Annotated in this window: 15 protein-coding genes and 1 CRISPR repeat array; of the genes, 11 read left to right on the top strand and 4 right to left on the bottom strand. The window is 32.3% G+C overall.

Going from position 1 to position 15,391, the window contains the following annotated elements:
- The first annotated feature begins 61 nt into the window (after positions 1–61).
- The 3 genes from MEFER_RS04050 to MEFER_RS04040 all read left to right on the top strand — a co-directional run bounded on the left by MEFER_RS04050 (position 62) and on the right by MEFER_RS04040 (position 5,593).
- The gene (locus MEFER_RS04050) at positions 62–607 is read left to right on the top strand and encodes an endonuclease dU (protein ID WP_015791361.1); all 546 of its coding nucleotides are present in this window, start codon (positions 62–64) and stop codon (positions 605–607) included.
- Positions 608–790: 183 nt separating this feature from the next.
- Positions 791–1,349: direct repeats of the CRISPR family, unit length 30 nt; unit sequence TATTAGATACCGAGACGGTCTTATTTTAAC.
- 578 nt (positions 1,350–1,927) lie between these two features.
- Complete coding sequence (alaS, locus tag MEFER_RS04045) at positions 1,928–4,606, top strand: alanine--tRNA ligase (protein ID WP_015791360.1); 2,679 nt, start codon at positions 1,928–1,930, stop codon at positions 4,604–4,606.
- A 54-nt stretch (positions 4,607–4,660) separates the two neighbouring features.
- A complete protein-coding gene (locus tag MEFER_RS04040) occupies positions 4,661–5,593 on the top strand; it encodes a DNA cytosine methyltransferase (protein WP_015791359.1) in 933 nt (310 codons plus the stop codon).
- A 23-nt stretch (positions 5,594–5,616) separates the two neighbouring features.
- Here the strand turns inward: MEFER_RS04040 and MEFER_RS04035 are convergent, their stop codons facing one another.
- Together MEFER_RS04035 and surE are read right to left on the bottom strand one after the other, a co-directional pair.
- Positions 5,617–6,639, bottom strand: coding sequence for an adenylosuccinate synthetase (locus MEFER_RS04035; RefSeq protein ID WP_015791358.1), 1,023 nt, complete (start codon positions 6,637–6,639; stop codon positions 5,617–5,619).
- 115 nt (positions 6,640–6,754) lie between these two features.
- A complete protein-coding gene (surE, locus tag MEFER_RS04030; protein ID WP_015791357.1) occupies positions 6,755–7,555 on the bottom strand; it encodes a 5'/3'-nucleotidase SurE in 801 nt (266 codons plus the stop codon).
- A 91-nt stretch (positions 7,556–7,646) separates the two neighbouring features.
- Here surE and MEFER_RS04025 point away from each other — a divergent pair, with 91 nt between their 5' ends.
- Positions 7,647–8,429 (top strand): DUF7839 domain-containing protein, encoded by a 783-nt coding sequence (locus MEFER_RS04025; protein ID WP_015791356.1) that lies wholly within the window; start codon positions 7,647–7,649, stop codon positions 8,427–8,429.
- 13 nt (positions 8,430–8,442) lie between these two features.
- Positions 8,443–9,057 (top strand): 16S rRNA (pseudouridine(914)-N(1))-methyltransferase Nep1, encoded by a 615-nt coding sequence (locus MEFER_RS04020; protein WP_015791355.1) that lies wholly within the window; start codon positions 8,443–8,445, stop codon positions 9,055–9,057.
- Here the strand turns inward: MEFER_RS04020 and MEFER_RS04015 are convergent.
- A complete protein-coding gene (locus tag MEFER_RS04015; RefSeq protein ID WP_015791354.1) occupies positions 9,054–10,103 on the bottom strand; it encodes a M42 family metallopeptidase in 1,050 nt (349 codons plus the stop codon). The two genes, MEFER_RS04020 and MEFER_RS04015, sit on opposite strands and share 4 nt — an antisense overlap.
- 77 nt (positions 10,104–10,180) lie before the next feature.
- On the opposite strand from MEFER_RS04015, the gene cobK reads away from it, so the two are divergent.
- From cobK to MEFER_RS04000, 3 genes are read left to right on the top strand one after another with little or no spacing between them, the layout of a single operon-like run.
- On the top strand, positions 10,181–10,927 hold the full coding sequence (cobK, locus tag MEFER_RS04010) for a precorrin-6A reductase (RefSeq protein ID WP_211204161.1): 747 nt from the start codon (positions 10,181–10,183) through the stop codon (positions 10,925–10,927).
- A 13-nt stretch (positions 10,928–10,940) separates the two neighbouring features.
- A complete protein-coding gene (locus MEFER_RS04005; RefSeq protein WP_015791352.1) occupies positions 10,941–11,756 on the top strand; it encodes a hypothetical protein in 816 nt (271 codons plus the stop codon).
- Positions 11,753–12,826, top strand: coding sequence for an archaeosine biosynthesis radical SAM protein RaSEA (locus MEFER_RS04000; protein WP_015791351.1), 1,074 nt, complete (start codon positions 11,753–11,755; stop codon positions 12,824–12,826). Before MEFER_RS04005 ends, MEFER_RS04000 begins: the two co-directional genes overlap by 4 nt.
- Positions 12,827–12,933: 107 nt before the next feature.
- Here MEFER_RS04000 and nikR read toward each other — a convergent pair whose 3' ends face one another.
- Entirely contained in the window at positions 12,934–13,359 is a 426-nt protein-coding gene (gene nikR, locus MEFER_RS03995) for a nickel-responsive transcriptional regulator NikR (RefSeq protein ID WP_015791350.1), read from the bottom strand.
- A gap of 112 nt (positions 13,360–13,471) precedes the next feature.
- Between nikR and MEFER_RS03990 the strand changes: the two genes are divergently transcribed.
- The 3 genes from MEFER_RS03990 to MEFER_RS08420 all read left to right on the top strand — a co-directional run bounded on the left by MEFER_RS03990 (position 13,472) and on the right by MEFER_RS08420 (position 15,391).
- The gene (locus MEFER_RS03990) at positions 13,472–14,350 is read left to right on the top strand and encodes a DUF2121 family protein (RefSeq protein ID WP_015791349.1); all 879 of its coding nucleotides are present in this window, start codon (positions 13,472–13,474) and stop codon (positions 14,348–14,350) included.
- Between the two features lie 79 nt (positions 14,351–14,429).
- Entirely contained in the window at positions 14,430–15,212 is a 783-nt protein-coding gene (gene minD / locus MEFER_RS03985) for a cell division ATPase MinD (protein ID WP_048056318.1), read from the top strand.
- Positions 15,213–15,214: 2 nt separating this feature from the next.
- Entirely contained in the window at positions 15,215–15,391 is a 177-nt protein-coding gene (locus MEFER_RS08420) for a hypothetical protein (protein ID WP_015791347.1), read from the top strand.

Here is a 15,391-nt window from a genome sequence, read left to right as displayed (position 1 = left end):
CTTAATATAACAAGAACTTCATAATGAATATAGAGAGAGGTATTTAAAATTTGTGGTGTTTATGAAAGATGAAATAGGAGTTATGGGTTTTGATGATGCTCCATTTAACAGGAATGATGAGGAATGTATTTTGATAGGCACATACATGAGGGGAAATAGGATAATAGATGGCATTTATTTTAGGAAGTTTAAGAAGGATGGGATGGATGTTACTGATAAGATAATAGATGTTGTTAAAGAGAGACATTATAAAAAAATAAGGGCAATTTTTTTAGCTGGGATAACTTTTGGAGGATTTAATATAGCAGATTTGTGGAGAATTAATGAAGAGACAAAAAAACCTGTTATTGTAGTTATTGATAGATATCCAAATAAAAAGAGGATGTTTTCAGCTATTAAAAAACACTTTGACGATGCAGATAATAGAATAAAACTAATAAAAAGCTTTCCAGAGCCTGAAAAAATAGATGGCATTTACGTCCAATATATTGGAACTGATAAAGATTTTGTTAAAAATATTATCAAAAAAACAAGACTTAAAAGCAAATTTCCAGAGTGTTTGAGGATTTCTCATTTAATTGGTAGAGGGTTTTTAGGATTGAAGTAATTAACTTAAAAAAGATTTTTATGTTGTTTATACACGTTTCCTTCCGTTCCGGTCTGATTTTAACAAATAGATGAATCCAAGTCATACTTTTACTATGAACATTATCAGTCTCCATTCCGAACCGGCCTGATTTTAACAAAGTAATGACATGTCCAGATGACCAAGTAGAAAGGGTAGATTTTGGTTTCCATACCGAGACGGTCTTATTTTAACACTAACGCAGTAGATAATATCGTAGAACTCGTATTTGTATTAGATACCGAGACGGTCTTATTTTAACCAATTATTGAGAATCCAGCAGTCTTTATTACTTCTTTTATTAGATACCGAGACGGTCTTATTTTAACACGGGTTTGTGTCGTTAACTGCTTGGTCCATCACTATTAGATACCGAGACGGTCTTATTTTAACCATAAAGCGTCGTTGCTTCTAAAAACAGCCGTCATGTATTAGATACCGAGACGGTCTTATTTTAACAATTAAAGACGGAACTCTAAGCTATGAGGAATTTGTGTATTAGATACCGAGACGGTCTTATTTTAACAATTAAAGACGGAACTCTAAGCTATGAGGAATTTGTGTATTAGATACCGAGACGGTCTTATTTTAACAAGAATAAAAGAAGAAGCAAATGTAGAAGATTTGTATTAGATACCGAGACGGTCTTATTTTAACCGGCAAAACCCAAGCCGTAGCCACTCTATTATGTTAGTATTAGATACCGAGACGGTCTTATTTTAACAGGACAATTACTCGAGATAAGTGTATTTTCAGCATTATTAATATTTATATTTTTCCCTACCTTATAAGTCGAAGGGGTTTTAACCCTATATATTTATACACCTCTGCTCGTATATAAATTTTGCCATTTAGGCTTAAAAAAGAATTTTAAAGACATAAATTTTAAAATACTAATTTTTTATTGTGGAAATCCCAACTTAAAAATAATTGACTAAAAACTCTTAAAAATCTTTGTAGTTTAATTAATCTAAATATTTGAAGTCTTTAAAATAAGCTACCCTTTGAAATTTCTCAAAAATCCCTAAAATCAAAAAATAAGTTATAAAAATTTTATTTAAAAAAATAAAACTCTTTCAGCGAGATAAACATAATCTGAATATTTGAATTTATAATAATAAAAAATCTCAACATCAATATTTAATGTTTAAATATAACCTCAAAAATTATATTTTTGCAAAACTCATAAAAGCATATTTAAAAGCTGTTTGTGGTTTTGCAACTTTCTATTTATTTTAGGATATTTTAGGATATAGAAAAACTATAATAATTACTAAAGCTAATTCATTAAAAGGTGATGATATGGAATACGATTACAAAGTAAAATTATTTGATGAATTAGGATTTGTTAGAAAGAAGTGCAAAAAGTGTGGGCAGTATTTTTGGACTTTAGATGAAGATAGAGAAACATGCGGAGATGCTCCGTGCGATATCTATTCCTTTATAGGAAAGCCAATAACTAAAAAACCATATACGTACAAGGAGATGGTCAATGAATTTATAGACTTCTTTAAAGAACATGGGCATACACCAATAAAAAGAGCTCCAGTAACTGCAAGAAGATGGAGAGATGACATTTTATTAACTATTGCCTCTATAGCTGTGTTTCAGCCATGGGTTACTAAGGGAATAGTTGAGCCAAAAGCAAATCCTTTAGTTATAACCCAACCATGTATTAGGCTAAATGATATAGATAACGTTGGAAGAACTGGAAGGCATTTAACATGCTTTACAATGGGAGGGCATCATGCATTTAATAGAGAGGATGACTTCAAATACTGGCAGGATGAGACGGTAGAGCTATGCTTTAACTTCTTTAAAAGATTAGGTATTGATGAAAAGTCAATAACATTTATTGAAAGCTGGTGGGAAGGAGGAGGAAACGCTGGGCCGTGCTATGAAGTAATAACTCATGGAGTTGAATTGACAACCCTCGTCTTTATGCAGTATGAAAAAATTGGAGACACCTATAAAGAAATTCCATTAAAGATTGTAGATACTGGTTATGGAATTGATAGGTTTGTTTGGGCTTCAACTGGAGAGCCTACAATATACGATGCCATATTTAAAAATATTGTAAATAAATTGAAGGAAGATGCTGGAGTTAAAGGTATTGATAAGGAGATATTGGCAAAGATTACAGAAGTTGCCGGTTTAATGGACGTTAAGGACGTTGGGGACTTAAGAAAGTTGAGGGAAGAGGTAGCTAATAAAGTAAATATTCCTGTAGAGGAATTGGATGAGTTGATATCGCCTTATGAAGACATCTATGCAATAGCTGACCACACAAGGGCTTTAGCTTTCATGTTGGGTGATGGAATAGTTCCTTCAAATGTTAAAGATGGATATTTGGTAAGAATGTTAATAAGGAAGACATTAAGGCATATGGATAGGTTAAATTTATCAATGCCAATAACTGAGATTGTTGCAATGCAATTAAAAGAGTTGAGAGACTTATATCCAGAATTGTTAGATATGGAAGATTACATAATGGAGATTTTAGATATTGAGACAAAGAAATACAGACAAACAATTGAAAGAGGAAAAGGAATTGTTGAAAGGTTGTTAAAGAGCAAAAAAGCATTGGAGTTGGATGACTTAATTGAGTTGTATGATAGCCATGGATTGCCACCAGAGATTGTTAAGGATGTTGCCAAATCTTTAGGAAAAGAGGTTAATATCCCAGATAACTTCTATACAATAGTTGCTGAGAGACATGAGAATAAAGAAGAGACTAAAGAGGAATTTAAATTACCAGAAGTTGATGTTGAAAAAACAGAGCTGTTATTTTACGAATATCCAAAAATGAAGGAGTTTGAAGCAAAAATATTGAAGGTTGTTAATGATTATGTAATTTTGGATAAGACAGCATTCTATCCAGAAGGAGGAGGGCAGAAGGCAGATACAGGATATTTAATAAAAGGAGATAAGAAGTATAGAGTTATTGATGTTCAAAAGGAAAATAATATTGTCTACCATAAAATAGAAAACTTAGATGATGAATTAAAAGAAGGAGATGTTGTTAGGGGAGTTATTGATTGGGATAGAAGGTTAAGTTTAATGAGAAATCACACAGCAACACACATAATAAATGCTGCAGCTCAAAAGGTTTTAGGAAAGCATGTATGGCAAGCAGGTTCAGATGTTGATGTAGATAAGGCAAGATTGGATATAACTCATTACAAAAGAATAAGTAGAGAGGAGTTAAAGGAGATTGAGAGAATAGCCAATGAGATTATATTAAGTAATTACAATGTAAAAAGCGTATTTATGGATAGGAATGAAGCAGAGGAGAAGTTTGGATTTAGAATATACCAAGGGGGAGTAGTGCCAGGAAACGTTTTGAGAATAGTCATTATTGAGGATGAAGATGGAAATATAGTTGATGTTGAAGCATGTGGAGGAACACACTGCCAAAACACTGGGGAGGTTGGATTTATAAAGATAATTAAGACAGAGAGAGTTCAGGATGGTGTTGAGAGATTAATCTACTCAAGCGGTTTGAGTGCTTTAAAGGCAGTGCAAGAGATGGAGGATATTTTGGAAGAGAGTGCTGAGATTTTAAGATGTCCAGCTGAAGAGCTTCCAAAGGTTATAAATAGATTCTTTGAAGAGTGGAAAGAGCAGAGGAAGAAGATTGAAGAGTTGGAGAAGAAGATAGGCGAGCTTAAGAAGTTTGAATTAATGAATAAATTTGAAACAGTTGGGGATTATAAGGTTTTAGTTGAAAAGGTTGAAGCTAATCCAAAAGAGATGTTGAACATAGCTGACAACTTAGCAACAGAAAATGCCATAGTAGTGTTGTTAAATGAGAAAGGTAATATATTATGTAAGAGAGGGGAAAACGTCGATATAAGAATGGATGAGCTTATAAAATATGTTGCAAAAGGGGGAGGAAGAGAGCATTTAGCTCAAGGAAAATATGAAGGAGATATAGAGGAGATTAAGAAGAAAGTTATAGAGTTTATTAAAAATAGGTAAAATAACCTAAAAATTTTAATTTTCATATTAATTTATTCTTTTTTTGGTGAAAGTATGAATGTTATTGATTTATTCTCTGGCTGTGGAGGTTTTTCAAAAGGTTTTTTAGATGAAAAATTTAGGATTTTAGGAGCTATAGAGAATTTTAAACCAGTTGTTAAAACTTATCTATACAATATAAAAGCTCCGGTATGGATGGATGATATAAAGAGGATTCCACCAAAAGCGTTTGATGAATTCATAAAAAATGAGAAGGTTGATGTTATTATTGGTTCTCCACCATGTGAGCCATTTACAAAGGCAAACAAGTTAATTAAAGATGGTCCTTTGGATAGGTTGTATAAAGACAAAGTTGGTAGGCTGGTTTTATATTACATAAATTATGTTGATTACTTTACACAAAAAAATGACGATTTAATATTTGTTATGGAAAATGTTCCGCAAATTAAAGAAATTAGGGATGAGTTAAAAAAGCTGTTTGGAGATATAGGGCATAAGGTTTATTTCAACATATTGAGGGCGGAGGATTATGGAAATCCTTCAAAGAGGGCGAGGATGTTTATCTCAAATATAAAATTAAAGCCGAAGAAGGTTGATAAAATCGTTATTGTAGAGGAGGCTTTAAAAGACATTCCAAAAGATGCAAAAAACCATGAAATTAAAAAGCTTTCTAAAGAAAAATTGGAGATGATTTCAAAATTAGAGTGGGGAGAGGCTTTATATAGATATAGAGGAAAGAAAAAGCTGATGTTTAATTGGTATAGGCTTCATCCAAAAAAATTAGCTCCAACTGTTAAGGGAAGGAGTAGATTTATCCACCCTTATGAAGATAGATTATTGACTGTTAGAGAACAGGCAAGGTTAATGAGTTATCCAGACGATTTCGTATTTTTTGGTGGAAGAGAAGTGCAATATAACCAAATTGGGGAGAGTGTTCCTCCGATACTGAGTAGAGTAATAGCTAAAGTGGTTAAAGAAAGTCTATAATATTATAATTAAAAATAAAAAAGCTATAATTTTTCGCTTCTTAAGTCAATTGTTTGATGCATTTCTGGACCTGTTGAGACTATGGTCACAGGAACGCCAGTAGCTTCTTCAACTTTGCTTATAAATTCTTTAGCCTTCTCACTTAATTTGTCATACTCAGTTACTCCGTAACATTCTTTATCATACTTATCCAATCCAGTTAATGCAATCTGGGTAGCTCCATTTAGTCTGCAAGCTTTTCTTGCCAATTCAAAGTCAAAGTATCCTACCCTCCTCCTCCTTCCAGTAACTGTTCCATATTCTACAATTCCTAATTTCTCTGCCTCTTCTAATGGTATTTCAGTAGGGAATGGCCCAGCTCCTACTCTTGTAGGATAGCTTTTAAATACAACTATAACTTCATCAACCCTTGTAGGGCCAATACCTACATCAGCGGCAAATGATGAAGCGGTTGTGTCCTTAGAGGTTACATAAGGATATGTCCCATAGTATAGGGATAATAAAGTTCCCTGCGTTCCTTCAATTAAGACATTATCTCCTTTATCTAAAGCGTTATTAACCTCTTCAGAAACATCTCCTAAAAAGTCTTTTAAAGCTTCAATGTCCTTTGCCTGTTTCAAAATTCTTAAAACTCTATCAACGTTTGCAGGACCGCAACCACTTCCAGTAGTTCCAATCTCTTTAGCTAAGTGTTCATCCTTTCTATCCATAATTTTGTGTTTTTCTTCAATAATTCCACATCTGTAATCTACAATCAGCCTCTCTCCAACATTAAAATCTTTAAGCATTTCAATCTCTTTCAACAAAATCTCTGGATCAACTAAAACACCTGCCCCTATAGCCAATTTTGCCTCTTTGTATGGGAATCCAGTAGGCACCATTCTGATTCCGTAACTTTTTCCGCCTATGTTTACAGTATGCCCTGCATTCGGCCCTACTCCTCCTCTCGCAATAATTGACGGCTTATCTTTATCGCAAATGTAGCTTATTATCTTTCCTTTTCCTTCATCTCCCCATTGTCCTCCAACAATAATGGTGCAGGTCAATTAAAATCACCTTTTTTACTGTTCAAAACCTTATATTTCTTTGTAATTGTAGTATTTAAAGTTAATTAATATTGAATGATAAGGATATGTAAATTGAGAATACTTTGCTTTTCATTTATTTTTCGCAAAGTATTTTCCCATATTTTTCTTTAAACTCATCCAAATTTTTAATAGTTGTATCTAAAGTTAATGGAGTTATGGAGATATGCCCCTTCTTCCTCAAAACATAGACATCTGTATCTTCTTTCTCCTCAAATATTGGATAACCGTCAATCCAGTAATAGCTTCTTCCTCTTGGGTCTACCCTCTCCTCAACATGGGTTGTATACATCTTTCTAGCTAATCTTGTTATCTCTATAGGAGTTTCTAAAGTAGCGTTTTCTGGGATGTTTATGTTTAAAACATCACACGGCATATCGTATTTTAAATATTTTTCAGCAATTCTTGCAGTTATTTTGGCAGGAATTTCAAAGTTTATTGGTATGTCTAACTCTCTAAATTTTAAGTGGTCTGAAGTCATCTGCAGAGAAGAGGCTATAGATTTAGCTCCATGATGAGCTGCTTCAAACGCCGCTCCTAAAGTTCCAGAAGTCATTATTTCAGTTCCTAAATTTTCCCCAATGTTTATTCCAGAAATAACCAAATCAGGGACTTTTTTTAGTATTTGATAAATCCCTAAAATTACACAATCAGTAGGAGTTCCAGAAACTGCATAACCAAAAATATTCTCTGCCAATCTAACTTTTGTCATCCTCAAAGGCTCAAATAAGCTTATAGCCCTTCCAATCCCACTTTGTTGATTTGTTGGAGCAACTATTGTTATATTTGCATCTTCAAACTTCTCTTTTAAAGCTTTATACAATGCTATCAATGATGAGGAGTAAATGCCATCATCATTAACTATCAGTATGTCCATAGTATCACCTAATTAAAGTTATCTTTAACATTTAAATACTTTTAAAAATATATTTGTTGCTTAGATAATTAAAACTTTTTGAGGGATGATGATGAAAAAAAGGAATATAACTGAATTTCAGGTTTTATCTGAAATTATAAGAAAACAACCTCATATAAAACAGAAAGAAATAGCTGAAAATTTAGGAATAACAGTGCAGGCAGTTTCAGAACATATAAGAAATTTAGTTAAAGAAGGTTATGTTAAATCGAGGGGTAGAGGGGAGTATGTAGTTACTGAAAAAGGACTTAGGAAATTAAAGAACTGGATATCAGAGTTTAAAGATTACTTAGATGAGATAAATTCGGCAGTTTATAGATATAAAGACATATGGCCCGCTATTGCTGATGACGATATCGAAGATGGGGATACAGTATATTTATTTATGAAAAATGCTCTATTATATGCATCAAAAGAACCTAAAGGGGAGGCAAAGGCAAAGGCATTATATGGAGGAAAGAAAGGGGATGATATAGCAATATGTGAAATTAAAGGGATTGTTGACGTTCCTAAGGGAAGAGTGGTTGTTTTTAAAATTCCTCCTGAAGTTGTTGGCGGTTCAAGGGTTGTGGATTTTGATTTAATAAAAGATAATATTAAAGATTTAGACAACTACGTTATTGCAACAATGGGAACTGTTGCCTATGTAGTGGCAAATAAGCTTGGATTTAAACCAGATATAAGATTTGCCGTGCCTGAAGCTATAGTAAGCGCTTGCAATAGGGGATGTAATGTTGTTGCTCTAATAACTGGAAAAATGGCTGAGAAAGTTATTAAAAAACTTGACAATGCAAAAATTAGCTATACCGTATTAGATGCCACTAAAAACAAATAAAATGAGGAAAATTATGTATAATATAATTTTAGCTAAATCAGCTCTTGAATTGATTCCAGAAGAGATAAAAAATAAGATAAAAAAGTCCAGAGTTTATAAATATGGTATTTTAGATTCCAACTATCATTATAAGGCAATGAAGTATTTAAAAGATAGAGAGATGAGGGGAAGGCCAGATATAATCCACATCTCACTTTTAAATATCTTGGATAGCCCAATAAACCATGAAAAAAAGCTAAATATTTATATCCATACATACGATGATAAAGTTTTAAAAATAAATCAAAAAACAAGATTGCCAAGAAACTATTTTAGATTTTTGGGAGTTATGGAAAAGGTTTTGAAAGGTGAAAAAAACCCTCTAATAAAAATGGAAGAAAAAACATTAGAAGATTTGTTGAATGAAATAAACGCCAAAAAAATAGCTTTAATGACTAAAAAAGGAAGATTAACTAATCCTAAATATTTAAAGGAGTTTGATACCTTTATAATAGGCGGTTTTCCTTATGGAAAATTAAATATAAATAAAGAAAAAGTTTCTGGAGAGGTTGAAGAGCTTTCCATTTATGATAAGGGCTTAATGGCTTGGACTGTTTGCGGAATAATTTGCTATTCACTAAGCTTTTAGAAGAAATTATTAACCTCTTTTATACAGTTATAAACTAATTCAACAGTTTTTTCTAAATCTCTTTTGTCAATTACTTCAACTGGTGTATGTATGTATCTTGCTGGAACTGATATAACGCCTGTTGGAATTCCCTCCCTTGTTAAATGAATGGCTGTTGCATCTGTTGTTCCTCCTTCTCCAACCTCCCACTGAACATCTATTTTGTATTTTTCAGAAACTGCTTTAACCATCTCTAAAACCTTTGGATGAGCAATTAATCCCCTACCAGATGCATCTACTATTCCTACTACCGGTCCTTTACCCAAATCAACTGGTGCATCTTCTTTTTTAATTCCTGGGTGGTCTCCTGCTATGGTAACATCCAATGCGATAGCAACATCAGGATTTATTTTAAAGGCAGAAACTCTAGCTCCTTTTAATCCAACTTCTTCCTGAACAGTTCCAACTGCATAGACTTGGCAGTCAATATCTTCTTCAGCCAATCTCTTCATAACCTCTAATAATACGGCACATCCAACTCTATCATCAAACGCCTTTCCAGTTAATCTATTCTTTCCTAACTCGTGAACTTCACTTAAAAATGAGACCCATGTTCCTATATTAACCCCCATCTCTATAGCTTCTTCCCTACTTTCAGCCCCAATATCTATAAACATGTCCTCATATTTAATTAACTTATTCCTTTCTTCTTCTTTCATCCTGTGTGGAGGTTTTGAACCTAAAACTCCAATTAAATCCCCTTTACTTCCATGGACAATAACCTTTTGATTTAATATTGTTGGGTCGTAAATTCCCCCAATTTTTGTGAATTTTAAAAAGCCATTGTCATCTATATATTTAACCATTAAACCAATCTCATCCATGTGGGCGGCTATCATAATCTTTTTGCCTTTATCCCCTCTTTTTGCAATTAAATTTCCAAAGTTATCTACTTCAACAGAATCACAATATTTTTCCAACTCTTTTTTCATAAACTCTCTAACACTATCCTCTCTTCCAGATATCCCATGAAGTTTTGAGAGCTTTTTTAAATATTCCACTGCCATCTTTTCACCATGCAAATAATAAATATTCTTTAACAGATAATAGTTGGACGTTGAATAAAACATTTATGGTGAAGTTGATGAGAATTTTATTAATGGGAGGAACTAAAGATAGCGTTGAAATTGGTAAAAAACTCATAAACTTGGGAGATTTGTTTATTTTATACACTTCAACAACTGATTATGGTGGGAAATTAGGGGAGGAGTTTGCAAATAAAGTTATAACTAAACCATTGGATAAAGATGAGCTAAAAGAGGTTATAAAAAAACACAATATTGATGTTTTAATCGATGCCACTCATCCCTTTGCAGTAAATGCAAGTAAAAATGCCATGGAGGTTTGTAAAGAGCTTAATATAAAATATGTAAGATTTGAAAGAAAAGGGGAAAAAATAACTCATCCAAATGTTGTATATGTTAAAGATTTTGTTGAGGCTGCAAAATTAGCTAAAAAATCAAATAAAGTATTTCACATGGCAGGGATTAAAAATTTAAAGACCGTTGTTGATATTGTTGGGAAAGATAAGGTTGTTGCGAGAGTTTTGCCAATATCAGTAAATGAGGCATTAAAAATTTTACCACAAAAAAATGTTGTAGCCATGTATGGAACATTTTCTAAGGAGCTTAATAAATATTTGATAAAAGATTATCGTTGTGATGCTATGATAACAAAGGAGAGTGGAGAGAGTGGGGGCTTTGAAGAAAAGGTTTATGGAGCTTTAGAAGCTGGAGCCAAGGTTATAGTGGTTGAAAAGCCAAATCTCAATTATCCAATTTATTTTAACGATGTAGATGAGCTAATCAATTACATAAGAAATTCTTTATAAGTTTGGTGATTGAATGCACTGCAACATAAACCTAAAATATGGAGTTATAATGAAAAAAGATTATTATACTTTAAGAATTTCCTTAAAACCTGGATTTATAAATGCTGAGCAGTTGAAGGTTATAGCCTATGTAATTGAAAAATTTGGTAATAATAAAGCACATATAACAACAAGACAAGGCATTGAATTTAAAATACCTCCAGAGTATTTAGAAGATGTTGAAAAGATTTTAAATAGTGTTAATTTAAGCTTAGGCTCTACAGGAAACAGGGTTAGGCAGGTTGTATCATGTGTTGGGTTAGATTGCTATAACGCAATAGGCGATGCTGTTTCTTTAGCGAGAAAAATCCATGAAGAGTTTGAAGGCGTCTGGGTTCCAAAAAAGGTTAAGATAAATGTTAGCGGCTGTCCAAATTCATGCACGTTTCATAGATTTTGTGATATTGGGTTATGCTATAGGTATAAAATAAGCATAGACAAAAATACCTGTACAAATTGTGGAAAATGTAAAGATTTTTGTGATTTAAATGCTATAGATTGGAAACATAAAATAATAAGAGATATATGCACTGGAGAGGGAAGATGTGTTGGTTTATGTGATGTTTTTAAAGCTGAAAGAGTTATCAGCATGTTTGTTGGTGGAAGAGGAGGAAGAATACATAAAGAGGGAAAGCATCTAATAGATTTAAAAAATGAAGATGATGTTTTATTTGTTATTGATGAGTTGATAAGTTTATATGCAAAGTTTGGAAAAGGTAGAATGGCGGATTTTGTTGAAGATTATGGAATTGAAAATCTAAAAAATAATATAAAAGAGTTGATAGAATGAATTATAAAGAATTCTTAAAAAAATTTAGGGAAAAGCAGTTAAAAAAGAGAAAGCCAAGAGATAAAGATAAGCCAATCGCAGTATGGATGCAAGATGATATATATAGAGATTTTAAGATAGGGAAATCCTTAACGATAATTTTGAGGACTGAGGGCTGTTATTATGCAAGAGAAGGAGGATGTTTAATGTGTTCTTATTTAATGGATTCATCTCCTGAAAAGATAACCGCTGAAAATTTAATAAATCAATTTAATTATGCAATTGAAAAATACAAAGAAAAATTAAAAGAGTTAAAAGATTTTAGCGTTAAAATATTTACTTCTGGAAGTTTTTTAGATGATAGAGAAGTATCAAAAGAGGTAAGAGTTTATATTATTAAAAAACTCAGTGAGTTTGATAATTTAAAAGAGGTAGCTATTGAATCAAGAGCTGAATTTATTGATGAAGAAAAATTAAAAGAAATTAGAAAGTATTTAAATGTTAATGTTGAAATTGGTGTAGGAATAGAAAGTTTCAATGAAGAGATTAGAGAAAAAGCTATAAATAAAGGAATAACCAACGAGCAAATAATAAAGGCAATAGAATTGGCTGAAAAATACAATATTGGAATAAAAGCTTATTTGTTTATAAAACCATTATTTATAACTGAAAAAGAGGCAATTGAAGACGCTATATACTCGGCAAATAAATGTATAGAGCTGGGATGCTCAAGAATATCCTTCTGCCCTGCTACAGTTCATAAAGGTAGTTTAATGGAGTACTTTTTTAATAAAAACCAATATAGGCCTCCATTTTTATGGAGCATAATTGAAATACTAAAAGAGGTTAAAGAAAACAACCCTAACGCTTTAATCATGTGTGATACCTCTGGTGTTGGTAGTGAGAGGGGAGCTCATAACATATATGGCTGTAGATGCAACAAAATAATTAAAGAAAAAATTGAAAAATTCACTTTAACTCAAGATTTAAGCGTTTTGAATATTGATTGTGAATGCAAAAAAATTTGGGAAGCTTATATTGAAGCTGAAAGTAAAAATATAGTTCCTTTGGGTGATGAAAGAAAACTTTAGTTCTTTTCAAAAGTTATAAATTTATTAAGGAAGTTTGAGCTCCTTTCTAATGGAAGGAGTTCATCAATGCCTTATGTAGTCCAAAATATTTTGAAAAGAACTATAATTTACTCTGGAATATGACCTCCAGGAACCATTACACTTAATTTTACCTGCTTAACTCCTTTTAGAGCAGTTAATCTGTCTGTTAGCTCTCTAATCTTTTTAGCATCTCCCCTAACTAATATTGTCTCTAAGCAGTGTTCATGGTCTAAATGTAAATGTAATGTGGCAACTATGATATCTGTATATTGGTGTTGTATATCAGTAATTTTCTCCATAACGTCTGATGCATGATGGTTATATATGACGCTTATACTTCCAGCTCTTTCTCCTTCTAAGCTGTGAATCCACTTGTGTTTTATTATATAGTCTCTAATAGCGTCCCTTATTGCCTCACTTCTGCTTGCATATCCTCTTTCAGCAATTATCTCATCAAACTCTTTTAGAAGTTTTGATGGTAGAGATATGCTGATTCTGTCCATCTCTGTCATGATGTCCCCCGTTTATTTTTTGAAATATAAATATTACTATTTAATAACTAATATATAAGATTAACTAATCATTATAATACTGATATAAATCATTTAATAGTGAGGTGGTAGTATGAGCTTAATCATCTGTTATTATGGTAAAAATGGCGCGGTGATTGGAGGAGACAAAAGGCAGATATTTTTTAGAGGAAATGAAGAAAAGAGAAAAATTTTAGAGGAAAAATTGTATAATGGAGAAATAAAATCAGAGGAGGAGCTGTATAAATTAGCTGATGAGCTTAACATAAAGATCATAATTGAAGATAATAGAGAAAAAGTTAGGAAAATATCTGATTCTGTAGTTGTTGGGGAGGTTAGGAGTTTAGGAATTGAAGCAAAGAGGAGGAGGGTTTATGCAACAAAGGGAAAATGTGCCATTGTTGATATATTAAATGACACTGTAACAAACGAGGTAATAAAAGAAGGTTTTGGAATTGTAGTTTTAGGGAATAGATTTTTAAAAAAGAAAGCTGAAGAAGAATTAAAAAGCTCTGCAAAATTATTTCCAATGATGCCTTTAGAACAAATAGAAAACGTAATAAGGGACATATTTGAAAAATTAAACTGGAATCCTACGATAAGTAAAGAATATGATATTTATAGTGTGGATAAATACGAAAAGAACTTTGAAGAAGTTGTTAGAAAAGATATTGAAAGTTTGTTCAAATATAGAGATGAGTTAAGGAAACAGCTTATTGAATTTGGAAAAGTTATGACCATCATTAATAAGATTGTGAAAAATGGGGAAATTGGGGTTATTAAAGATGGAAAACTCCATCTTTATGATAACTACATAGCCATTGATAAAATAGATCCTCCAAATGTATTTAAAGTTGTAGAGGTAGAGGGTAACTTTAAGGATGGAGATGTGGTAGTTATTGAGAATGGAGAGATGAAGATAAAAGGAACAAACGAAAAAATAATGACTAAATACATAATCTGTCATAAATAACGCGAAATAAAAAAAATCTTTATATATTACTTTTAATTTAAGTTATATGATTATAGGAAATACGTTAAAGGTGACATTAATGGCAATAACTATTGCAATAGCTTCTGGAAAAGGGGGGACTGGTAAGACAACGATTGCTGCAAATCTTGCTGTAGCATTGGCAAAATTTGGTAAAAAAGTAGCTGTTTTAGACGCTGACATAGCAATGGCAAACTTGGAGTTAATTATGGGATTGGAAGGAAAGCCAATAACTTTAAATGATGTATTGGCAGGTAAAGCGGACATAAGGGATGCTATTTACGAAGGACCTGAAGGGGTTTTAGTTATTCCAGCAGGGATTTCATTGGAGAAGTTTAGGAGGGCTAAACCAGAAAAACTCGAAGAGGTTTTGAAAGCAATACATGATTTAGTTGAGATCTTAATTATTGACTGTCCAGCAGGTATTGGAAAAGAGACATTAATAGCAATTTCTTCAGCAGATGGTTTGATTGTTGTTGTGAATCCTGAAATATCTTCAATATCTGATGCGTTAAAGATTATTGCCATAACAAAAAGGCTTGGAACTGAGATTCTTGGAGCTATTGTTAACAGGGTTTCAAATGAGAGCACAGAATTAGGAGTTAAGGCAATTGAGACTATTTTAGAAGTTCCTGTTATCGGTGTTGTTCCAGAAGATCCTCATGTTAGAAAGGCTGCTGCTTTTGGAACCCCTCTTGTTATCATGTATCCAGATTCTCCAGCCGCTCAAGCGATTATGGAGATTGCGGCTAAATTAATTGGAGTTAAGTATGAGGCAAAGGTTAAGAAAAAGAAGGAATCTTTCATCTCGAGGTTTATTAAAGGTCTGTTTAGGGGGAGATAAATATGAATATAGTTATACTATATGTTGTAGTTATTAGCTTGATTTTAAACGTAATACTTGCAATTAAAGTAAAGATGCTACATGATGAATTAGAAGAAGTTAGGGAAGCTACAATATTAACAAAAGAAGAAGTTGATAAATTAAATGAAAGATTAAGAAAATTAAAACTTGGGGGGTAA

Source organism: Methanocaldococcus fervens AG86 (assembly GCF_000023985.1).
GTDB classification, from domain to species: domain Archaea; phylum AGJL01; class Methanococci; order Methanococcales; family Methanocaldococcaceae; genus Methanocaldococcus; species Methanocaldococcus fervens.
Note: the sequence above shows the minus strand (reverse complement) of the source record. Positions and strands in the feature narration are given on the sequence as shown.